Annotated in this window: 19 protein-coding genes; 9 read left to right on the forward strand and 10 right to left on the reverse strand. The window is 43.0% G+C overall.

Going from position 1 to position 23,734, the window contains the following annotated elements; translation table 11 throughout:
* Positions 1-69: 69 nt before the first annotated feature.
* Positions 70-819 (reverse strand): MipA/OmpV family protein, encoded by a 750-nt coding sequence (locus F0249_RS10155; protein WP_171756643.1) that lies wholly within the window; start codon positions 817-819, stop codon positions 70-72.
* A 427-nt stretch (positions 820-1,246) separates the two neighbouring features.
* Here F0249_RS10155 and F0249_RS10160 point away from each other — a divergent pair, with 427 nt between their 5' ends.
* The 3 genes from F0249_RS10160 (at position 1,247) to F0249_RS10170 (ending at position 6,155) form a co-directional block, all read left to right on the forward strand.
* Complete coding sequence (locus tag F0249_RS10160) at positions 1,247-3,181, forward strand: PrkA family serine protein kinase (RefSeq protein ID WP_017054286.1); 1,935 nt, start codon at positions 1,247-1,249, stop codon at positions 3,179-3,181.
* 143 nt (positions 3,182-3,324) lie between these two features.
* Positions 3,325-4,596, forward strand: a complete 1,272-nt coding sequence (locus F0249_RS10165; protein WP_017054285.1) for a YeaH/YhbH family protein — start codon at positions 3,325-3,327, stop codon at positions 4,594-4,596.
* Between the two features lie 11 nt (positions 4,597-4,607).
* The gene (locus F0249_RS10170; RefSeq protein WP_171756590.1) at positions 4,608-6,155 is read left to right on the forward strand and encodes a SpoVR family protein; all 1,548 of its coding nucleotides are present in this window, start codon (positions 4,608-4,610) and stop codon (positions 6,153-6,155) included.
* Between the two features lie 190 nt (positions 6,156-6,345).
* Here F0249_RS10170 and kdsB read toward each other — a convergent pair whose 3' ends face one another.
* From kdsB to F0249_RS10195, 5 genes are read right to left on the reverse strand one after another with little or no spacing between them, the layout of a single operon-like run.
* Positions 6,346-7,101, reverse strand: coding sequence for a 3-deoxy-manno-octulosonate cytidylyltransferase (gene kdsB / locus F0249_RS10175; protein ID WP_171756591.1), 756 nt, complete (start codon positions 7,099-7,101; stop codon positions 6,346-6,348).
* On the reverse strand, positions 7,101-7,280 hold the full coding sequence (locus tag F0249_RS10180) for a Trm112 family protein (RefSeq protein WP_017054282.1): 180 nt from the start codon (positions 7,278-7,280) through the stop codon (positions 7,101-7,103). Before F0249_RS10180 ends, kdsB begins: the two co-directional genes overlap by 1 nt.
* Positions 7,261-8,268: a tetraacyldisaccharide 4'-kinase gene (gene lpxK, locus F0249_RS10185; protein WP_171756644.1), complete on the reverse strand. Its 1,008-nt coding sequence runs from the start codon at positions 8,266-8,268 to the stop codon at positions 7,261-7,263. Before lpxK ends, F0249_RS10180 begins: the two co-directional genes overlap by 20 nt.
* Positions 8,269-8,285: 17 nt before the next feature.
* Complete coding sequence (gene msbA / locus F0249_RS10190) at positions 8,286-10,034, reverse strand: lipid A ABC transporter ATP-binding protein/permease MsbA (protein WP_171756592.1); 1,749 nt, start codon at positions 10,032-10,034, stop codon at positions 8,286-8,288.
* Between the two features lie 31 nt (positions 10,035-10,065).
* Positions 10,066-12,207, reverse strand: coding sequence for a DNA internalization-related competence protein ComEC/Rec2 (locus F0249_RS10195; protein ID WP_367613434.1), 2,142 nt, complete (start codon positions 12,205-12,207; stop codon positions 10,066-10,068).
* Here F0249_RS10195 and F0249_RS20405 point away from each other — a divergent pair.
* Together F0249_RS20405 and F0249_RS10200 are read left to right on the forward strand one after the other, a co-directional pair.
* Complete coding sequence (locus F0249_RS20405; protein ID WP_367613436.1) at positions 12,125-12,301, forward strand: hypothetical protein; 177 nt, start codon at positions 12,125-12,127, stop codon at positions 12,299-12,301. The genes F0249_RS10195 and F0249_RS20405 overlap by 83 nt on opposite strands.
* Positions 12,302-12,320: 19 nt before the next feature.
* Positions 12,321-12,830, forward strand: a complete 510-nt coding sequence (locus F0249_RS10200; RefSeq protein WP_017054278.1) for a DUF2062 domain-containing protein — start codon at positions 12,321-12,323, stop codon at positions 12,828-12,830.
* Positions 12,831-13,081: 251 nt separating this feature from the next.
* Here F0249_RS10200 and lolE read toward each other — a convergent pair whose 3' ends face one another.
* Genes lolE through lolC form a run of 3 tightly spaced genes read right to left on the reverse strand, consistent with a single transcriptional unit; the run spans position 13,082 to position 16,220 of the window.
* The gene (lolE, locus tag F0249_RS10205) at positions 13,082-14,326 is read right to left on the reverse strand and encodes a lipoprotein-releasing ABC transporter permease subunit LolE (protein ID WP_136993727.1); all 1,245 of its coding nucleotides are present in this window, start codon (positions 14,324-14,326) and stop codon (positions 13,082-13,084) included.
* Complete coding sequence (lolD, locus tag F0249_RS10210) at positions 14,327-15,019, reverse strand: lipoprotein-releasing ABC transporter ATP-binding protein LolD (RefSeq protein ID WP_136993726.1); 693 nt, start codon at positions 15,017-15,019, stop codon at positions 14,327-14,329.
* On the reverse strand, positions 15,012-16,220 hold the full coding sequence (gene lolC / locus F0249_RS10215) for a lipoprotein-releasing ABC transporter permease subunit LolC (protein ID WP_171756594.1): 1,209 nt from the start codon (positions 16,218-16,220) through the stop codon (positions 15,012-15,014). Before lolC ends, lolD begins: the two co-directional genes overlap by 8 nt.
* Before the next feature lie 176 nt (positions 16,221-16,396).
* On the opposite strand from lolC, the gene F0249_RS10220 reads away from it, so the two are divergent.
* The 4 genes from F0249_RS10220 (at position 16,397) to F0249_RS10235 (ending at position 22,113) form a co-directional block, all read left to right on the forward strand.
* Positions 16,397-16,969, forward strand: coding sequence for a hypothetical protein (locus tag F0249_RS10220; protein WP_017054274.1), 573 nt, complete (start codon positions 16,397-16,399; stop codon positions 16,967-16,969).
* A 12-nt stretch (positions 16,970-16,981) separates the two neighbouring features.
* Positions 16,982-20,455, forward strand: a complete 3,474-nt coding sequence (gene mfd / locus F0249_RS10225; protein ID WP_171756595.1) for a transcription-repair coupling factor — start codon at positions 16,982-16,984, stop codon at positions 20,453-20,455.
* A 135-nt stretch (positions 20,456-20,590) separates the two neighbouring features.
* The gene (locus F0249_RS10230; protein WP_171756596.1) at positions 20,591-21,376 is read left to right on the forward strand and encodes a peptidoglycan binding protein CsiV; all 786 of its coding nucleotides are present in this window, start codon (positions 20,591-20,593) and stop codon (positions 21,374-21,376) included.
* Positions 21,377-21,570: 194 nt separating this feature from the next.
* Positions 21,571-22,113, forward strand: coding sequence for a GNAT family N-acetyltransferase (locus tag F0249_RS10235; protein ID WP_171756597.1), 543 nt, complete (start codon positions 21,571-21,573; stop codon positions 22,111-22,113).
* A 105-nt stretch (positions 22,114-22,218) separates the two neighbouring features.
* Here F0249_RS10235 and F0249_RS10240 read toward each other — a convergent pair whose 3' ends face one another.
* The gene (locus F0249_RS10240; protein WP_171756598.1) at positions 22,219-23,508 is read right to left on the reverse strand and encodes an FAD-dependent oxidoreductase; all 1,290 of its coding nucleotides are present in this window, start codon (positions 23,506-23,508) and stop codon (positions 22,219-22,221) included.
* Positions 23,509-23,734: the final 226 nt, after the last annotated feature.

The following is a 23,734-nucleotide window of genomic DNA, read 5'->3' on the forward strand; positions in this document are numbered from 1 at the left end:
CTATCTCAGCTAAAATAAAAAAGGGGTTGATGTAATGCATCAACCCCTTTTCTGAATCAGTTCAGATAGTTAGAACACGTATGCTATGCCCACATTAGCTGTTGTATTCACCCCACTTTCAAGTATTGGGCTACCTTCAATATCACCTTCCAAGTTAGTGTAACGAATACCACCAGTTACACGAATGCTTCGAGTTAGGTGCATGTAACCAGAAAGACCCACGAAGTATTGTCCATCCCAATCGGCATCAAATTCAGTCAACGTACCACCACCAGCCGTTGCTTTCGCGACTTCGCTAGACGATACACCGTATAAGTGGTTATTCAACTTATCGCTGTTATAAGCGTAACCAATTGAAGGTGTAATACCCCACACGCCACGGTTAATCGGTAAACGCCAAGCCGCTTCAGCGTACAAACCATTATGCGTAGAGCCAATATCGCTACCCGCAGTCGCTTCAAAAACGCCGGCTAAAGTCACTAGTTGGTAACTCACGCCACCTAACACTGCGGCTTTACGTTCATCAATGTATTTTTTAATATTTTCATCATCAGAATCTGAAGGATCTAATGAACGAGCATCGTATGCAAAACGGAAAATAACATTCTGTGTTGAGCCAGCAGGAAACAGACGGTAACCACCCGTAAAACCACGTAGGAAAAGATGCTCACCTTCATAGCCAATCATTGGAATCGCCACTACATTCGAAGGAGTATCTTTATATACCGCAGGAGAATAAGAGACGGCCGCACCAAGTGACCACGATCCAGCTTTTGCAAACGCTAACGATGGCGCAGCAATAAGCGCACTAGCTAGCATCAATGTAGACAACTTTTTCACGTTAAAACCTTACTAGTTCATTATCTATTTAATATTTGTCGCCATGATATAGCACGGTGTACTATCATTCAAGCTGCTTTATGTTAAATCTATAATCTCCTGTTATTTTGGTGGTCATTTTATTAATTTCACCAATACCCTAGCATTGCTTTTTTCATAACCCCCCCCCCACCACGGCTTTCGTTGATTGGCAAAGCTCGTTAATTATATAAATTATGATTCATATTAGATATAGCTAAATCTAAACCTATTTAATCCACGAATTCAAAGCGTATTTTGCTCATTTTTTACAAATAAATACATAATTGTTAAGCAAAATACCAAGTTTAGGTCTAGGCTTTATGTTGTAAGGAAGCTGTACATTTTTCTGTCATTCATGGGTGACAGATTGAGAGGGGAATTTACTATGAGTATTTTTGATCATTATCAGGCGCGCTACGAAGCCGCGAAAGATGAAGAGTTATCCATCCAAGATTTTCTCGGTCTATGTAAAGACAATAAGAGCGCCTACGCAAATGCGGCAGAGCGACTTTTACTCGCGATTGGTGAACCAGAGATCATTGACACCGCACAAGATCCAAGACTAAGCCGAATTTTTTCAAACCGAGTGATTTCACGATACAAAACTTTTGAAGACTTCTATGGTATGGAGGAAGCCATTGAACAGATCGTTTCATACCTTAAACATGCTGCTCAAGGCTTAGAAGAACGCAAACAGATACTGTACCTTTTAGGGCCTGTTGGGGGTGGTAAATCCTCTCTAGCTGAAAAGCTTAAAGCGCTAATGCAACAGATGCCTATTTATGTGCTGTCAGCAAATGGTGAACGCAGCCCTGTAAACGATCACCCTTTCTGCCTTTTTGACGTCACTGAAGATGGTGACTTACTGAAAAAAGAATATGGTATTGAGAAACGCTATGTTCGTTCTGTTATGTCCCCTTGGGCCGCAAAACGATTGCATGAATTTGGTGGCGATATTACTAAATTCAGCGTTGTGAAAGTTCGTCCTTCAATACTAGATCAAGTTGCCATCGCTAAAACTGAGCCAGGTGATGAAAACAACCAAGACATTTCCTCACTGGTCGGTAAGGTTGATATTCGTCAACTTGAGCACTTCTCTCAAGATGACCCCGATGCTTATAGCTACTCGGGCGCATTATGTAAAGCCAACCAAGGCTTGATGGAATTTGTGGAGATGTTCAAAGCTCCAATTAAAGTGCTTCACCCTCTTCTAACGGCGACTCAAGAAGGTAACTTCAACGGTACTGAAGGATTATCAGCATTGCCATTTGACGGCATGATCCTCGCGCACTCCAATGAGTCAGAGTGGCAAACTTTCCGTAACAACAAAAACAATGAAGCTTTCCTCGATCGGGTTTATATCGTAAAAGTACCATACTGCTTACGAGTATCCGAAGAGGTTAAGATTTACCAAAAGCTGCTTGATCACAGTGAACTATCCAAAGCACCATGTTCCCCAAGTACCTTAGATTTACTTTCACAGTTCAGTATTTTGTCACGTTTAAAAGTGCCAGAAAACTCATCTCTATTCTCTAAAATGCGAGTCTATGATGGTGAGACACTTAAAGATACCGATCCAAAAGCAAAAAGTTATCAAGAATATCGTGACTATGCAGGTGTAGACGAAGGCATGTCTGGATTATCTACTCGTTTTGCATTCAAAATTCTATCTCGTGTATTTAACTTTGACCAAGCCGAAGTGGCTGCTAACCCCGTGCACTTGTTCTATGTCATTGAGCAACAGATCGAGCGAGAGCAATTCCCTCAAGAGCAGGCAGAACGTTATCTTGAATTTTTAAAAGGGTATCTAGTACCTCGTTATGTAGAGTTCATTGGTAAAGAAATTCAAACCGCATATTTGGAATCTTACTCTGAATACGGTCAGAATATTTTTGACCGTTACGTTACCTACGCTGATTTCTGGATCCAAGATCAAGAGTACCGAGATCCAGAAACTGGACAACTATTTGATCGTTCATCGCTCAATGGTGAACTCGAAAAAATCGAGAAAACTGCGGGTATCAGCAACCCTAAAGATTTCCGTAATGAAATCGTTAATTTCGTCTTACGTGCTAAGGCAAATAATAACGGCAAAAATCCAGTGTGGACGAGTTACGAAAAACTCCGCACCGTCATTGAGAAGAAAATGTTCTCTAACACAGAAGAGCTACTACCTGTCATCTCATTTAATGCGAAAACTTCATCTGATGATCAGAAGAAACATGACGACTTTGTGGCCCGTATGATGGAGAAAGGCTACACAGAAAAACAAGTACGATTGCTGTCTGAGTGGTATTTACGAGTGCGTAAGTCCTCTTAATATAAAAGAAACCAATCAAGCCTGATTAGCTGTCTATTCAGAGACCAACGATATAGCAGTGATAAGCCACACGTTGTTACAGTTAAGCAATACTGTAGCTGTAGCAACGTGTCAGGTGGCGTGAAGTTTGTAGGAGGTAACTCATGGCACAATTTATTGATAGGAGGCTCAATGGCAAAAACAAGAGCGCAGTGAATAGACAGCGCTTTTTAAAACGCCATAAGGAGCAGATAAAAGAGTCGGTTGCTGACGCGGTTAACCGTCGTTCTATTACCAATACTGAAACTGGTGAAGATATCTCTATTCCACATAAAGATATTAAAGAGCCAAGTTTTCATCAGGGGCAAGGTGGTAGCCGAGAACGAGTTCATCCTGGTAATGATCAATTCATTACGGGAGACAAAATTGAGCGCCCTAAAGGTGGCGGTCAAGGTGGTGGCTCTGGCGAAGGTGACGCAAGCCCTGATGGTGAAGGACAAGATGAATTCGTATTTCAAATATCCAAAGATGAATACTTGGATATTCTTTTCGAAGATCTTGAACTGCCGAATTTAGAAAAAAACCAAGTAAATAAAATCACTGAATGGAAAACGCACCGTTCAGGTTTCAAAACAGCCGGAGTGCCTTCCAACATTGCGATTGTTCGCTCACTACAACAGTCCCTTGCTCGTAGAACCGCAATGACTGCGGGTAAACGTCGCATGCTCAATGAGTTAGAAGAAGAGTTGGAGCGCATTCATAACCAAGAACCCGCTCAACCTTTTGAGGAACTACGAGTAAAACAGGAGATTGCCGATTTACGTAAAAGGATTGAAAGTGTTCCTTATATCGACACCTTCGATCTGCGTTTTAAAAACTATGAACGCCGTCCTATCCCCTCCAGCCAAGCGGTTATGTTTTGCTTAATGGATGTATCGGGCTCAATGGATCAGGCTACAAAAGACATCGCGAAACGCTTCTATGTACTGCTTTATCTCTTCTTGACTCGCACCTATGAGAATGTCGAAGTCGTCTTTATCCGACATCATACTCAAGCCAAAGAGGTAGACGAGCATGAGTTTTTCTACTCTCAGGAAACGGGCGGCACCATAGTGTCTAGTGCACTAAAACTGATGAATGAAATCGTTGAAAAACGCTACCCTGCTGCGGAGTGGAACATTTATGCCGCTCAAGCTTCTGATGGGGACAACTGGGCTGATGATTCACCTAGATGTAAAGAGTTACTGGTCAATAAACTGCTTCCAACTTGTCAGTATTACTCTTACATCGAAATCACTCGTCGTTCACATCAAACGTTATGGCATGAATATGAAAAATTGGAACAGAGTTTTGATAACTTTGCGATGAAAAATATTCGTACCGTCGATGACATCTTCCCCGTATTTAGGGAATTGTTTCACAAAGAGACAGCTTAGGGAGGTAAGCCATGACGACTAAAACTGATAATCAAGCATCGACAAAGACCAAACAACTGCCTGACGGCCCTGATTGGACTTTCGATTTATTAGAAAAATACCATGTTGAAATTAAACGTGTCGCTCAGCACTACCGACTTGATACCTACCCAAACCAAATCGAAGTTATCACTTCAGAGCAGATGATGGATGCATACTCAAGTATTGGGATGCCGATAAATTATAACCACTGGTCATTTGGTAAAAAGTTTATCCAAACCGAGCAAAACTATAAGCACGGCCAGATGGGGCTTGCCTATGAGATAGTCATCAACTCTGATCCATGTATCGCTTACTTGATGGAAGAGAACACGGTAACAATGCAAGCTCTGGTTATGGCTCACGCTTGCTACGGGCATAACTCTTTTTTCAAAGGAAACTATCTATTTCAAACATGGACCGACGCAAGTTCAATCATCGATTACCTTCTTTTTGCCAAAAACTACATTATGGATTGTGAGCAAAAATATGGCGTCTCTGAAGTTGAAACACTGCTCGACTCATGCCATGCATTAATGAACTATGGCGTTGACCGATATAAACGCCCAGAAAAAATTTCCATTGCGGAAGAGACCGCGAGACAAGAAGAACGTGAGGCGTACTTACAATCTCAAGTCAATGAACTATGGAAAACCGTTCCTAAAACCGAGGAAAAAGAAGAGAGTAATAAAATACGCTTTCCGACTGAACCTCAAGAGAACATTCTCTACTTTATCGAAAAACATGCCCCGCTTTTAGAGCCATGGCAAAGGGAGTGCGTACGAATAGTACGTAAAATCAGTCAATATTTTTATCCACAAAAACAGACTCAAGTGATGAACGAAGGTTGGGCAACGTTCTGGCACTACACCATTTTGAATCACCTCTATGATGAAGGGTTAGTCTCGGATAAATTCATTCTAGAATTCTTACATAGTCACACCAGTGTAGTCGCACAACCAGCCTACAACAGTCCCTACTTCAGTGGGATCAATCCTTATGCGCTTGGTTTTGCAATGTTCAGAGATATTCGCCGTATATGTGAAGAGCCAACCGATGAAGATCGCGAATGGTTCCCTGATTTGGCGGGAAGTGATTGGCTCGATGCCGTTCATTTTGCGATGCATAACTTTAAAGATGAAAGCTTTATTAGTCAGTACTTATCGCCCAAGTTGATGCGTGATTTTAAATTATTTGCAGTACTTGATGACGATAGAAAAAACTTCATTGAAGTGAGCGCCATTCATGATGAGTCCGGCTATAAAACCATCAGGGAGCGCTTAGCTTCTCAATATAACCTGAGCAACTTAGAGCCTAACCTGCAAGTATTTAATGTTGATGTCCGCGGTAATCGGTCGATGACGATTCAACATGTCCCTCACCAACGTATTCCTCTTGATAAAGGGTATGAAGAGGTATTGAAGCACCTTCACCGATTATGGGGGTTTGATGTCATTCTAGAAGAAGTGAAAGATACGGGTAGACGAGAGATATTAGCGACCTGCCCTCCTCGTTCGGAGTTCAATAATAACAATAACTAAAACCACCCTCTCCTTACAATTTTCGAGCACTGTTTGTGCTCTTTTTTTTGCCTGCTCGTTGCAATTTAATGTAAAGGATTTTCCCCATTAACTTATTAAAGCAATGAAACAAAAAACCTCGACAGTTGATCATAACTGCCGAGGTTTTTTCGCTATTCAAATCTTTCAATCAAAAAGAACGAAGCGAAAATTATCGGTTTGCGATAATAGCTCTTACTGCATCTAAATCTTCGGGGGTATCAACGCCCGCTGCTGGAGCTTCTTTTGCGACTTCAACATGGATTTTCTCTCCATACCAAAGCACACGTAATTGCTCTAAACACTCAACTTTCTCTAGTGCGCTAGGCTGCCAGTTAATGTAAGTTTTAATAAACCCTGCACGGTACGCATAAATACCAATATGTCGTAATAATGGTTGTGCGATCGTCTGATTTTCGCTGTCGGCAAAGTTATCGCGATCCCATGGAATCGTTGCTCGGCTAAAATATAGCGCGTAGCCATCTTTATCCGTTACCACTTTCACTGCGTTTGGATTAAAAACTTCCGCTTCCTCAGTGATTTCAACACCTAAGGTTGCCATTGGTGCCGTGCTGTTTGCCAGATTATTCGCAACTTGAGTAATAATACTTGGTGGGATCAGAGGTTCATCACCTTGCACATTCACAATAATGTGATCATCAGGGATAGCCATTCGTTGAACAACTTCCGCTAAACGCTCAGTGCCCGACTCATGATCTGGTGAGGTCATGCACACCACGCCACCAAACTGGTTGACCGCGGCTTCCACTCGCGCATCATCCGTCGCGATAATCACGCGCTCTGCACCAGCTTGGATTGACTGCTCATACACCCACTGAATCATCGGCTTCCCACCAATATCAGCCAACGGTTTTCCCGGTAAGCGAGATGATTGGTAACGAGCTGGTATTACAACGGTAAACGACATTAACGCCCCTCATCCATAGACATGGTACGAGCTTCAGGCTCTAATAGAACCGGAATCCCTTCTTTAATCGGATAAGCCAAACGGTCAACTTTACAGACCAATTCTTGGTTTTCTTTATCAAAAGTGAGTTTACCTTTACAAACAGGGCAAGCCACGATCTCAAGCAGACGATGATCCATAGTGTTCCATTACCTCTTCTATTTTGTTCAAAATACGCTGTTCATCATGAGTTTTAAATTGCGCAGAAACCGGTAAGTACCACCAGTTTTCTTTCGCAAAAGTATCACATTTCACAGCATCTTTTTCTGTCATTATAACGTTCAAACCCATTCTATCTAGGGTTTCTAATTCTGAAATTTTAAAATCTTGGTGATCAGCAAAACCTTGGGTGTGACATAGATCTGCACCCAAAGTTTTAAGAGTGGCGAAAAAACGAGGGGGATGACCAATTCCGGCAAACGCCACTAACTTCTTCAGTTGACTGACTGGCATTTTTTGCCCAGTAACTAAATTAACAGCCAAGCTAGGTGTTAAGGTCATTGCCATTTCACTTTCTTGAGCTGAGCCACCATTCGTAACGACAAAATCAACCTCATCTAACCGCTCAATACCTTCACGCAACGGACCTAATGGGATTAACTGCTGATTACCAAATCGTCGCATACCGTCGACAATCACAAACTCGACATCTCGCTCCAACGCATAGTGTTGTAGTCCATCATCGGTGACAATGACATTCACATCGAGCGGTAACAATGCTTTCACAGCATCAGACCGAATTGGCGCAACGGCAACAGGAGCGCCTGTGCGTCGGTAGATCAATCGAGGCTCATCGCCACTATGCTCTGCCGGGGTTGAACCTTCAACAGTTAAAGGGTAGCTTGGAGCCTTCCCCCCATAACCTCTAGAAACGACGCCAGGCTTATAACCTAGCTGTTGAAGTTGCTCAACCAACCAAATGACAACTGGTGTTTTTCCATTCCCACCAGCCGTGATATTTCCAACCACAATAACAGGGATAGGCGCTTTATAGGATTGCTTTTTACCGTCTGAAAATTCTTTCCGACGTGCTGAGCTAATCGTTTTGAATACAAGGCTCAGAGGCCATAGCAAAGGCCATAACAGATATTTGAGTGGATGATTTTCAAACCATACCTTTTCAATCACATTTTGCGCCATTGCTGTTAATCACCAAACTGGATGCGGTGTAATTGTGCATAAGCACCATCTTTGCTAATCAGATCATGGTGCGAACCACGTTCGATAACTTCACCTTCATCCACGACAAGAATTTCATCCGCGCTTTCAATCGTCGACAATCGGTGAGCAATCACCAACACGGTTTTGTTTTTCTGTAACTCTTCTAGTGCCGCTTGAATCGCACGTTCAGATTCCGTATCCAATGCCGACGTTGCTTCATCAAGAATAAGAACCGGAGCATCACGCAGCAATGCACGGGCGATGGCAATACGTTGTCGCTGCCCACCAGACAAACTTGCACCATTTTCACCAATAATGGTATCTAGTCCAAGTTCCATACCATCAATAAACTCCATTGCATGAGCTTGCTTAGCGGCATGTTCTATCTGCTCGCGTGTATACTCTACATCAGCGGCATAGGTAATATTATTAGCTATCGTGTCGTTAAACAGGTGTACGTTTTGTGATACCAAAGCAAAGTGCTCACGCAAATTCTTCAAGCTATAATCTCGAATATCGTGATCGTCCAAACAGATTGAACCAGAGTCGACATCATAAAAACGGGTAAACAAATTCGCAATTGTACTTTTACCAGAACCAGAACGTCCGACCAATGCTACGGTTTTCCCTTGTGGGATAACAAAGCTTACATTTGATAACGCCGGTTTTTCGTTTCCTTGGTATGTAAAGTCAATATTCTTAACTTCAACAATCCCTTTAGGCTTATCGACAACCAATTTCCCGTCATCTTTTTCAGTTTCTAAATCCATCAAAGAAAACAGTGTTTGGCACGCAGCCATACCGCGTTGGAACATTGACGTTACGTTGGTCAACGCTTTTAACGGACGCATCAAACCAAACATTGCCGAGAAGATAACGGTAAAGGTACCCGCCGTGAGTTCGTCTTTAATCGAGTCGACACTGGCAAGAAACAGTACGCTCACTAAAGCAATAGAAGCAATCATCTGAATAACTGGGTTGGCAACGGCTTGGGCGGCAACAAGCTTCATCGATTGTTGGCGCATCTGATTACTCACCGCATCGAAACGCTCTTTCTCTATATTTTGGCCACCATAGCTCAAAACAACTTTATGGCCTTTTAGCATCTGTTCTGCTGAAGATGTCACTTCACCCATCGCTGTTTGCATATTTTTTGAGATCCTGCGGAAACGTTTTGAGACATATCCAATTCCCCAAGCAACAATAGGAGCAACGACTAACAGAACTAAAGATAGCTGCCAGCTATTCCAAAACATCAAAACCAATAAACCAATAATACTCGCGCCTTCGCGAACAATACTCACCAATGCACGGCTCGTGGCTCCAGCGACTTGCTCAGTATCGTAAGTAATTCTGGAAAGCAAACCGCCTGTTGATTCTTTATCAAAAAAGCTCACTGGCATATGCATGAAATGATTAAAAACCTTACGGCGAATAAGCATGACCACATTGCCCGAAACCCAACTCAAACAGTATGTTGAGACAAACCCACTTAAGCCACGAATAAACATCATCGCGAAAATAATAAAAGGTAATATTTTCAAGAAATCAGATTCAGCGTTACCAAACCCTTCATCAAGTAAAGGTTTGAGCAGTGAAATCATGTAGGTATCCGCAACGGCACTTATAACAAGCGCGACAACGGCCGCAGCAAGCCCTGTCTTATATTGACGAATATAAGCCCAAAGTCGTTTAAAGGTGTGCCAAGTGTTTTCATCTTGTAGTTCAGACATGGATATACTTTATTTACTGAGAATATTCCTTCTATTCTACTCCCTTACGCAGCATCTGCCTATACCATGCTTGGTTACCTTCCCCTCTTAAACTCCTGACTTTCCATCCGTTTGAATAAAAAAACAGCGATACTTGCCCTGAATGTCCAGTATCGAGCCAGTCGCTCCCTATTTTTTGGTAGTTGGCTAGTACTTGATCGGCTGGCATTTTCCATCGACTTCCTTTATCTAGGGATGCCACCGCTAATTGAGGTTTAATTGCATTCAAAAAGCCCATTGTCGATGATGTGATACTGCCATGATGTGGGACAATCATAATATCACTGGCAAGTAGATCGGGTTTACGCCGCAATATCCATTCGCTCACAGCATCCACATCACCAGTGAGTAACACTTTAACGCCACTTCTTTCATCTAAGATTCTAATCACACAGGAGTGAGGGTTGAATGATCGGCTCACTTGTTTTGGAGGCCAGACAACGTCAAACATCAAACCCTGCCATTGCCAATGATCCCCCTTCTTACAACTCTGATAACCCTCTATATTTTGGCTTGCTCGACGCCATAACGGAGACAGCTTTGAGTCAACCTGATATCGACCACCAGCATGATCAGAATCTAAATGACTGAGTATTAACCCATCAATACCTGAAATGCCCCGAGACGTCAGAACGGGGTGAACAACAGACTCAACAATACTGCCACCTATCCACGCCTTTCCAGTATCGTAAAGAATAACTTTGCCCTCTTTTTCAATAACAATCGCTAACCCATGGCCCACATCTAAAATGTCCATCCGCCAGCGTAAATCATCATCATTGAAGCTAACCCATGATAGATATACTGCCAATAATAGAACGTTAACCCGACCCGAAAATAGCGTTGAACACGTAAACATTAGCGTTAAATACAGTATCAATTGAGCCACTTCTCGCGAAACAGATAACCAAGTAAGATCTGCGTATTGAATGGCCCAAATCATCAATTCTAATGCTTTATCAACAGCCCACCATGCTTCATCACTGAAAGATGGCGCGACAACCGTTAGCATCAAGCAAGCGAACAACAGCGGAACAACGACCAAGCTAAACCAAGGTACAAAAAAGAGGTTATATAGCGCACTGCTCACACTCATACCGCCAAAGAAGAAAATGGTTATGGGTGTCATAAATATCAATAAATACAGCTGAGCAAAGATAAGTGTGATAATGACATTGCTCTGGGTAGGGCGCTTAGATAACGCCAAATAGATAGCAATGACTGCCCCAAAAGACATCCAAAAACTATTGGACAATGCCGCAAATGGATTCACTGTAAGCACAATCGCTAAAGTTGTGAGTAACAACAGCCATGAGGAAAACTGCACTCGGCTCAACAAACATAAGCTCAGGATAAGACACATCAGAAAAGCTCTTTGAGTCGGGAGTGTAAAACCCGCGAGCCACGCATAACAATATGCAAAGTTGATAGCCATAAATACTGGGAGCCACAACCACCGAGATTGAAACAGTCGGCACACTTTGCCGACAAAGTACCCTATTGAATAAGCAATTCCGATATGAAGCCCTGAAATCGCCACTAAATGAATTAAGCCGCTATTTTTTAATTTTTCCCATAAATCATTGGAGATATCGTCTCGTTCGCCAAATGCTAAAGCCATGATTAGAGAAAAGTTAGGCAAACGCTCGATTTGACTTTCAACCCGTTGAAGCAGCCAACTTCTCATCGATGTCTGTGAATGAACCATATAAACGCTGTTTGCTTTAACTACGGCTTTTGCAACTAAACGCTGACTCACGTAGTACGACTCTTGATCAAACCCAACCTCATTCAACTGGCCGTAAATAGGCTTTATCGTGACCTGAAACTTAGCGACATCATCAAGTTGAAGCTTAATGGGTGTCAGAATACGGATAGTAGGCCGCTGCAAATAGTTTAAAGTTTGACCATTAATTGATCTGACTACAAAGGAACCTTCATAACCATAACTTATTTGCTTAAAAGAGCTGTCAACTTTCCCTTTTATGGTAATATTCTCGCTGCTTTGGAAAAGCACATTTGTCTGCAACTTTAGGGCATTTCCATGGAGTATGATTAATATTACCCCTAATAAGATGCCGATAACGAACCACCACTGCCTATACTTAAAGCGTATGCTTAAGATGGCAATGATGCTCGGAACAAGCCAGATCCAAGCGGGTATCTCAGGCCAAAGAACCGCTGAAACTGCCGTTGCCGAAAATGAAAATAGAATCCAACTATATTGAAAGAGAGTCATTTTCCCTTATGCCAAGAAAATTCATTAAGCGTTTTATGCCAAATCATGAGGTGATTAAACGCCAGAAAGCGCTAAAAATTTTTGGTAACGTTCTGTATAACCCAAACTTGTGGTGTTTGAACCGACGCTCTGCTGCTGGTGCATTTGCTGTAGGACTTTTCATGGCGTTTGTACCATTACCAAGCCAAATGATCATGTCGGCTGGGCTCGCGATTTTATGTGGGGTGAATCTTCCACTCGCGGTTGCTCTCGTATGGATCAGTAATCCAATAACGATGCCAGTTCTATTCTATTTCGCTTACAAGCTCGGAGCATTTTTAATGCACGTCCCGCCACAAGCGTTTCATTTTGAGCTATCGTGGGACTTCATCATTGCACAGATGCATACTATTGGCCCCCCATTCTTACTTGGCTGCATGGTATGCGGAGTCTTATCTGCTATGGCTGGTTACTTTGGTATTCGCGGTTTATGGCGCTATTCTGTTGTCAGAAGTTGGCGCAAACGCCAAGCAAGATAAGCCAACTATAAAGCTATTCATGTATCAACTCAGGCTGACATCGTATTTAAAACCAATTAAGTGTTAGAAATGCGAGACATCTATTTATAGACATGAAAGTCACTGTCTAACCGAAATGAAAAAGGACCTATTTAGGTCCTTTTTTGATCGACGACTTTTCGCTTCTAATGCCTTTGTTCATAAAAAGTAAAGGCATAACAAGTAAAGGCATACCAATTAAGAGCATTATAATTGAGCTCGGTATACAAGGCTTACTTCGCGCTTAATACAGATGCAGGATTCAACTTGTTCGCTCGCGATGCTGGATACCAAGTTGCCAGTAAACTAAGCACAATCGCAGTACCTGACACTAATAGTACGTCTTGGAAAACTAACTGGGATGGCAAAAAATCCACAAAGTAGATATCACCAGACAAAAATTGATGCCCCACAAGTGACTCTAGCCCTTTGATCAGTGGCGTTAAATTCAACGCGACAATCACACCAACCACGCTTCCTATCAGACTACCGAAAACGCCGGAAAAGACGCCCTGCCAAACAAAAATTCGTTTAACCAAGCCATCTGTTGCCCCCATTGTCCTTAAAATGGCAATTTCTGCTGCTCGATCTTTAACTGCCATCATCAATGTAGACACAATATTAAAGCAGGCAACACCAATCACTAATACCATCACTAAATACATAATGGTTCGCACTAACTGGATATCACGATAAAGAAATCCATATTTCTGCTGCCAACTGCGTAGATAAACGTAGACATCAAGAGACCCGCCGACTTGACGCACAATCGAAGCCGCATTAAGTACATCACTGACTTTTAAAGACACACCCGTTACGCCCTTCCCAAGGTTTGCATATTGCTGTGCGTCGGAAAGTGGCACTAAGGCTAAGTTATGATCAATTTGACCATTAAGTGAAAGTAATCCTGTCACTTTTACTCGCACACGTTTTGGCGCTTGCACCTTTATCGAACCGTTAGCCGTAGGGATCATCAAAGTCAGGTAATCTCCAACCTTAACACCCAGCTTATCAGCCACTCCTTTACCTAAAATAGTTTGCTGCTCTCCCGGAACGAAATGAGCCCATGCTTGTGGTTCGATAAATTGCGGTAAACTTGAAACGGCTTGTTCCATTTGAGGGTCAATACCCCGCACTTCAATCGCTTTTAACTGTTGCCCTTTTTCAGCCAGAGCCGTTAAACGAATGTATGGTGCTGCCGCTTGCACTTTGTCGTGGCTCGTCGCCTGTTTAATGACATTTTGCCACTCACCAATGGGCTTATTTACACCTTCCAGCTCACCATGGGCGATCACTGACAGCACGCGAGATTGCAACTCTCTTTCAAAACCATTCATCGCCGATAAACCAATGATGATCACCGCGACACCCACCGCAATTCCAATGGTTGAAGAGAGAGAAATAAATGACACAAGTTTATTACGTTGTTTGGCGCGGCTAAATCGACCGCCAATCAGTAATGATAAAGAAGGAAACACCTATTGCGCCTCCTGATTTACGTCAACCAAAAGGCCGTCACGCATATGAAGTTGGCGATCCATTTTTCCGGCTAATTCGCCATCATGAGTCACGACAAGAAAAGCCGTCCCCGACTCTTTATTCAACTCTCGCATCAAATCATAAATCGCCAACGCCGTGTTGTGATCCAAATTACCCGTAGGTTCGTCTGCCAAGACTAAATCAGGTTTATTCACTAATGCTCTGGCAATCGCAACACGCTGACGTTCACCGCCAGAGAGCTCTGATGGGCGGTGATCAACACGATGGCTTAATCCTACTTTCTCCAGCAGTTGTTGCGCCGCCGCTTTAGCTTCTGACGACTTCATGCCACCAATTAATAACGGCATCGCCACATTTTCTAACGCAGAGAAATCAGAAAGAAGGTGATGAAATTGATAAACAAACCCCAAATGACGATTTCGCACTTTCGCTTGCTTATTCGAGCTTAACGTCGCGAGGTCATGATCCAGAAAAGTCACCTTGCCTTCAGTCGCATCATCTAGAGCCCCTAAGACATGCAACAAAGTACTTTTTCCAGAGCCGGATGTACCAATAATAGAGACTAACTCCCCTTTATCGATATCAAAACTGACGCCTTTAAGTACCTCTGTATCTAACGAACCCTCACGATAGGTTTTACGAACAGCACGACATTGTAAAAGATTATTCATATCTGAGGGCCTCAGCAGGTTTAACAGAAGATGCACGATAAGATGGGAAAAGCGTCGCAAGCAGACTGAGTACAATCGCAAGCACCACTACAATCATAATTTGAACAGGATTAATAAGAACGGGTAACTGCCCACCAAAGGTAAACAGAGCCACCCCCATACCTTCCAGCAGTGGGTTCAAGTTATCAGCTAGCAAGACACCTAAGGCCCCCCCGGTTAATGCACCGATGACACCACTACTCGCACCTTGCACCATAAATATCGACAGAATCTGGCCATTGGTCATACCCTGGGTTTTTAAAATCGCGACCTCGGCTTGTTTTTCCATAACGACCATAATTAACGCAGAAATAATATTAAACGCTGCGACACCGATGATCAGCCCGAGCATTAAGCCCATCATGTTTTTTTCCATCCGAACCGCTTGAAATAGCTCACCACGTTGTTCACGCCAATCACTCCACACCCAACCGTCAGGCAATGGCGTATTGGAAAGCGCTGAAACTGAGAAAGGATCATCAAAAAACAGACGCCAGCCTGAGATCGTGTCACGCTTAAACCTCATCAATCGACCCGCATCTTGTATATGCGAAACCATTAGTTGAGCATCAACATCAGATCCTGTATTGAATATACCCGCAACCGTAAAGTTACGTTGACTCGGCATCCGACCTAAAGGCGTAAACTGACTTGCGCTTGTCACCATCAAACGAACTCTGTCTCCTACCGACACGTTGAGCGAACGCGCCAAAGTATGACCAACGAAGACTCGATACTCGCCCGCTTTCAGGTTACTTAACCGGCCTGCAATCAAATAGTCTTGAATCGGATCATTATCCGTCGGTTCAATACCAATCAACATACCCGCAGAAAGCTGAGATGAACTCTGAATAACCGCTTCACTGCGAACAATCGGCTCAACATGCTTATCCTTAGATAACTGGCGAATAAACTCAGGAGACTCATCCAAGCGCGGCGTTTTTCCATCTGTTTGAGAAATCACAGCCTGTGGCAGAACCCCTAAAATTCGTTCTTTGAGCTGAGCTTCGAAGCCATTCATAACGGAAAGTACCGTCACTAAAGACATCACACCAATGGTGATACCCGCAGTAGACATATAAGAGACAAAACGGCTAAATCTGTCTCCAGATCGACCTCTTAAATAACGCAAGCCGATAAATAGGGAAATGGGGTGAAACATAGTCAAAACCAACAATAAGTTATGCGAGATAATGTAACGGTAAACGCTCGATGAGTGTAGCTCTAATTTGTTAACTTCTTATCAAAACGACTCATATCGCGCTGATAAATGTAACTTATCTTGATTAGTTAGCCTACATGACGATAATCAATAGGTTAACTAGAAGGAAGTAGAGTATGACACAAAACGATTTTTTTACTGTTCATCACAGCTTGACGGTCAATATAGAGCCACTGGCTGCGGATTATACTCTGCCATCAATGACGCAGTTTGTTGCAGAAATTCCCGCACCATTTATTGTTGCGAGTGAATTTAGCCAGCTTGATCAGCTAACTGAGAATGCACGTTCTGAACTAAAAAATAACGACTTTAAGCATGTAATCAATTTGCTTGATACACAAAATACCAAACTCAACTTGCTCCTGACATTTATGTTGTCTCAGCAAGACCAAGCAGAATTTCGTGGTCAAACATTAAGCTTTGGAGCCAGTCAGTTCACCTATTTAGCACAGCAGCCTCTTGCGGTTGGTCAAGTGGTCCGAGCAAAACTCTTTCTTGAACACCCTCCTGCTGCAATCTACTGTTATGCTAGTGTCACCAGCGTAAAAGAGGCAGACAATGGTACCCATGAAATTCAGATGAAATATGATCTACTTAGAGATTCAGATCAGGACTTACTCATCAAAGCTGCACTATATCAACAGCAAAAATTGCTGCGCCAACGTTCTTTAGATCGAGAAAACAAATAAGTATCCAGCATCATGACAAAATCAGCACTTCTTTCTCTCATTAACCCGAAAGGGATGGGCGATAAAAAACACATAGGCAACCTACAAGGTTCCGCACTCGCCCTTGCCATTGCGGAGCTTGCAGAGCAACACGATAGCCATACTTTGCTTGCGGTCCCCGATCCCCAAATCGCACTTAAATTACTCGCTGAAATTGAGCAGTTCACCTCTGCGCAAGTATCTCTTTTTCCTGATTGGGAAACGCTTCCTTACGACAATTTTTCACCGCATCAAGAGATAATTTCAGACCGCATTGCGCACCTGTATCAGTTACCGACCCAAACGTCTGGTATCACCATAGTGCCAATCAGCACGTTACTGCAGCGACAATCTCCACGTGATTTCTTAATGCAGCACACTTTAATGGTGAAAGCAGGCGATCTGTTTTCTCTTGAAAAATTGCGCTTACAGCTAGAGAAATCCGGTTATCGCCACGTTGATCAAGTTTTCGGTCCCGGTGAGTACGCAAACAGGGGTTCGATCATCGATCTGTTTCCTATGGGCAGTCACGACCCTTACAGAATCGATTTCTTCGATGATGAAATAGACACGATTAGAACGTTTGACCCAGAAAACCAGCGTTCAAAAGAAGACATCAGCGAAATAAGACTGCTGCCAGCGCACGAGTTTCCGACCACTGAAACTGCCATCGAAGATTTTCGTATTCGCTGGCGTCAACAGTTTGAAACCCGTCGTGAACCTGAATCCATTTATATGCAAGTTTCAAAAGGAACATGGCCAGCGGGCATCGAGTATTGGCAACCACTCTTCTTCGATGAGACAGAAACCTTATTTGATTACATTGCCGAAGGCAGTCAACTCATCACTATCGGCGATCTTGAAACGTCCATTGATACTTTCTTAGCGGATGTTGATCACCGTTATGACCAACGGAAAATAGATCCGCTAAGACCGTTGCTTGAACCTTCGCAGCTGTGGATGAAGAAAGATGAGCTTTTCAGCCGCTTTAAACTTCACCCTCAAGTTCAGCTTCACATTGATGAAATCACCGCTAAACAGGGTCGTATTAACCTGCCAATTGAATCACTTCCCGATTTAGCCGTGCAGCACAACAACAAAGAACCTCTAGCGGCTTTACGTAAATTCAGTGAGACCTATCAAGGTAAGATTATTTTTTCCGTTGAATCGGAAGGTCGACGAGAAGCGCTTACCGAGCTATTACAGCAGATAAAGTTACGTCCGATTGCCACAGAAAGCTTTGCTCACGCGCTGGCCTCAAAAGATAAGTTCAATTTAGTATTAGGCTCGGCTGAACATGGTTTCTCCTACCGTGACGACACTCAACCAGAAAAGAACATTGCCTTTATTTGCGAAAGTGATTTATTAGGCGATCGCGTTATTCAACGACGCAAAAAAGATAAAAAAGCGGTCAATAGCGATACGGTCATTCGCCATTTAGCCGAGCTAAAAGCAGGCCAGCCCGTCGTTCATATTGATCACGGTATCGGCCGCTTTATTGGCCTCCAAACTCTTGAAGCGGGCGGAATGCTCACCGAGTACGTAACGCTGGAGTATCAAAATGATGCCAAGCTTTATGTGCCTGTCGCCTCACTTAATCTGATTGGGCGATACTCAGGTGGTGCAGAAGAGACCGCGCCACTGCATAAGTTAGGTGGCGATGCTTGGGTTAAGGCTCGAAAACGTGCCGCCGAAAAAGTGCGAGATGTTGCCGCTGAGCTTCTTGATGTATACGCAAAAAGAGAACTTAAACCCGGTCACAAATTTGCATTAGATCGAGGCCAGTACGCCACATTCAAAGCTGGTTTCCCATTTGATGAAACCGAAGATCAAGCGATGGCGATTAACGCTGTGATGTCGGATATGTGCCAAGCCAAAGCAATGGATCGTCTAGTCTGTGGTGATGTAGGTTTTGGTAAAACAGAAGTCGCCATGCGTGCAGCTTTTGTATGCACAGACAACAATAAACAAGTCGCAGTATTAGTTCCTACAACCCTGCTTGCTCAGCAACATTTCGAAAATTTCCGAGACCGTTTTGCTAACCAACCGATTCGAGTTGAAGTATTATCTCGATTCAAAAGTGCTAAAGAACAGAAACAAATTCTCGCGGATACCGCAGAAGGTAAAGTCGACATTCTGATCGGCACTCATAAGTTACTTTCAAGCAGTATTTCATTCCAAGATTTAGGCTTGTTGGTCGTCGATGAAGAGCACAGGTTTGGTGTAAGACAAAAAGAAAAAGTCAAAGCGATGCGTGCTGATGTGGATATTTTAACACTCACCGCAACGCCAATCCCTAGAACGCTGAATATGGCAATGAGTGGGATGCGTGACCTATCAATTATCGCGACACCACCCGCAAGGCGTCTCGCCATTAAGACCTTTGTTCGTGAAAGCGACGACACCGTGATTCGTGAAGCAGTTTTGCGTGAAATAATGCGCGGTGGTCAAGTTTACTTCCTGCACAACCAAGTCGACACCATTGAGAAAGTGGCGGCCGATTTAGAGAAGTTAATCCCTGAAGCACGCGTAACCGTGGCTCATGGGCAGATGCGTGAACGTGAATTGGAAAAGATCATGAATGATTTTTACCACCAACGATTCAACTTATTGGTCTGTACAACGATCATTGAAACTGGAATCGACGTTCCCACCGCGAACACCATCATCATGGATCGTGCTGATAGCTTAGGTTTAGCTCAATTGCACCAACTTCGTGGTCGTGTTGGGCGTTCACATCACCAAGCTTATGCTTATATGCTCACTCCTCACCCTAAAGCGATGACAAAAGATGCCATTAAGCGTTTAGATGCCATCGCCTCTCTTGAAGATCTCGGGGCTGGTTTTACTCTGGCAACTCACGATTTAGAGATACGTGGCGCAGGTGAACTCCTCGGTGATGAGCAAAGTGGTCAAATTCAATCCATTGGGTTTAGTTTATATATGGAGATGCTTGAACAAGCGGTTGAAGCATTAAAAGAGGGGAAAGAGCCATCACTCGATGATCTGCTTCGTGAACAAACAGAAGTGGAGATGCGGATTCCGGCCTTATTACCTGATGAGTATATTCCCGATGTGAATACTCGTCTTTCGATGTATAAACGTATCGCAAGTGTGTCGTCTGCCTCCGATCTTTCAGAGCTTAAAGTCGAACTGATTGACCGATTCGGGCTTCTTCCTGATGCCACGAAGAACCTGCTTTCTGTTTCTGAACTAAAAGTCGCAGCGGCCCCAATTAAAGTGAAGAAAATTGAAGCCCACGATAAAGGTGGATACATTGAGTTCTATCCAGATGCTGACATAAATCCAATGTATTTGGTTAAACTATTGCAATCTCAACCACAAAAATTTGCAATGGAAGGACCCACTAAACTGAAGTTTACGATACCATTGGTTGATAGACGTAAACGAATTCAGTTCATCGCAGATCTGTTAAATGAATTTCGGCAAAATTTAATGCCAGCTTAAGTCAATACCAGCTTAAGTTAATGGCTTGCAATCCAGAGGCTTGCGCTTATCGTGATTCGAGAGCGGCAAGCCTCACGGTAATTAAACTATTGAAACGAGATACGTAGAGAGTATGTATCTATGACTGGAGTCAAAATGAGAATACTGATCCCACTACTGCTTCTTTTTGTCTCTTTGCCAAGTTTGGCTCAGAGACAATTTGACATAGAAGTGATCATTTTTAAACGTGCGGTAGATGCTGAACAGGTCAATGAATCTTGGCCAAATCAACTACCCTCAATCAAAATGGATAACGTTGGCGATTTCCAAAATTCGGAGTACCGCAGCAAAAAAGGCGTAACCATGCTGCCAGCGAGTGAATATCAACTCACCGACCAACGTAACGCATTGAAAAAACATGCGGGCTTTAAAGTATTGCTGCATACCGCTTGGCGACAAGGTGATGAAGGCAAATCTGCAGCCCCTGTTTTCCATATTCAAGGTGGCAAAGATTACTCTGCTAAATTTAATACCGATGGGTCTGAAAAAATCGCTTTTGTTGATCAAAGCTTGTCTTCTGACAGCATAACTGAAGAGACCATTGACCAACCACTCTATGAGCTTGATGGAAAGCTGCAAGTTTATGTGCAGCATTACTTGTATGCCGATACAACCTTAGATCTAAAAGCACCGAGTGTCAGAGAGGTTACGATTGAAGCTAAACAAATTGACCTCACTTCGGATGACCCATTAGAAGTAGAGTCAAATGTTCAAATTGGCAATTTAGAGAATATCTCACCTACGATTGAAGTTGAGGAGTTCTTGAAAAGCTACCGTATGAAGCAAAAACGTCGCATGCGTAGCAGTGAAACTCACTATTTAGACAACCCATTATTAGGCGTGATTATTCAAGTAAGAAAAGTGGCGCAAACAGACTCGTAGAGAGGCTATTTATTAGGCTCGCAGCTCTAATATCTAAGCTAAAGGACTAAAAGAGCTAAAAGCTGAAAACAAACGAGTACACGTTAGCGTAGATAGGCACCACATTTCGACTCAAGCCAAACTTAAGTATTCCGCTATCGCCCTCATACTTTGAGGGCGATACCTTTTGACCATTTGTTTTTAAAAGGAGAGGTATGAGCCCTGACTTTCAGATCATTACCCAAAGGTTATGTTTAAGGTTAATCGATCACTCGGAAGAAGAAATTTTTGCTACCGAGGTGGCCCACTCACCCTCCCTACATCAATGGATTGATTGGTGTACTCCTCACTTTTCAGTCGAAGATAGCCGACAATTTTTACTAGCAACACGATTAAACTGGGCAAAAGCGACCTCTTTTGGGTTTGGTATCTTTCGAAAGTCCGATCAAGCGCTTATCGGTATGGTTGCCATTAATGAGTTCTACCACACCTTTAATATGGCGAGTATGGGTTATTGGGTTCTCGATAAACACCAGCGCCATGGCTACGCGAAAGAAGCATTAAACGCACTAACAGAGTTCTGCTTTGCAAAATTAATGCTTACCCGCTTAGAGATAGTGTGTGACCCAGATAATATGCCTAGCCAAGCATTAATTGAGCAATGTGGTGGAATAAAAGAAGGAGTCGCTAGAAACCGCTTCCTCTTTAACGGCAAACCTAAAGCTGGCGTTGTATACTCAATCATACCCGAGAGATAGGTAAGTTCGTTACATACTTAAGGTCACTTCAGCTGAAAATATAAAAATAAAAAAGAGCTCACAAGAGAGCTCTTCATTCAATTAAGATCCGGTTTGATCAATCGCTTAATGCAGCTTTAAGTTAGGACGTAACACTCGATTAATTCGACCCACTAGCATCATTAATCCAGTTTTCACAAATCCGTGCAATGCCACTTGGTGCATCCGATACAGTGAGATATAAACCACTCGCGCAATGCGTCCTTCAACCATCATAGAACCTTTGGTTAAATTTCCCATTAAGCTGCCAACCGTTGAGAATCGACTTAACGATACAAGCGAACCATGATCGTTATAAACGTAGTCTTTAAGGTCTTTTCCATTTAACTTAGCAACGATATTCGTAAATGCCATACTTGCCATTTGGTGAGCCGCTTGTGCTCTAGGTGGCACAAACTTACCATCTTGCTGGGTACACTGAGCCAAGTCGCCAATAACAAAAATGTTGTCATCACGAGTCGTTTGTAGGGTATTTTTTACTACTAGCTGATTAATGCGGTTGGTTTCAAGCCCGCCAATATCTTTAATGAAATCAGGCGCTTTGATACCAGCAGCCCAAACCATTATCTGTGCCGAGATTTTATCGCCATCTTTGGTTGTTAAGCCTGTTGCATCAGCTTCAGTCACCATAGTAGCGGTACGAACTGTCACGCCGAGATTAACAAGCTCTTGGTGTGCTGCCGATGAGATTCGTGGCGGTAATGCTGGCAGAATGCGCTCACCCGCTTCCACTAAATTGACGTTTAGTTTACTTGAATCAAGATCGCCAAAACCATATGTTCTTAGCTCTTTGACTGCGTTATGAAGCTCAGCACTCAGTTCAACCCCAGTAGCACCAGCACCGACAATAGCAATATCTACCGTGCCTTGACCGTTTTTAGCATGCAATTTTAGGAACTGATTGTTCATTTCGGTACGGAAACGGTGTGCTTGTTCTGGGCTATCAAGAAAAATACAGTTATCACGAACACCTGGTGTATTGAAATCATTTGATGTTGAGCCAATCGCCATCACCAAAATGTCATATTCAATTTCACGGCTTGGCATTAATAGCTCGCCATGTTCGTCGGTGAGTTCGCTTAATACAACCACTTTACGCTCACGATCAATATCCGCGAGGCTACCCATTTGGAAATCGAAATGGTGATTCTTTGCATGTGCGCGATAGCTTAAAGCATCGACACCTGCATCAAGTGAACCTGTTGCAACTTCATGCAATAACGGTTTCCACAAATGGCTTGCTTTGCGATCAACAAGGGTGATTTGAGCACGATTTTTACGGCCTAAAGTTCGGCCCAATTTGGTCGCCAATTCAAGACCACCAGCGCCACCGCCAACAACGATAATTCGAGTCACGATATAATCCTCTACAAAAATGAATAAATGGTGTTCGGCTCGATTACTCCAACCGATAAATTCTTTATTTGTCTTTCTGTCACACAGAAATGGGTTTAGAGGTTGTTCTTAAACTGTTCACGTTTGGATTTCAAAGGTTCTCACGCCCAAAATAAGGGGTAAGAACAATAAATGGGTAAGTTTTTTACTTACTCTCAACTTTTTTTGATATTTATCAAAATATTTA

The organism is Vibrio sp. 03-59-1, from assembly GCF_013114135.1.
GTDB lineage: Bacteria > Pseudomonadota > Gammaproteobacteria > Enterobacterales > Vibrionaceae > Vibrio > Vibrio cortegadensis.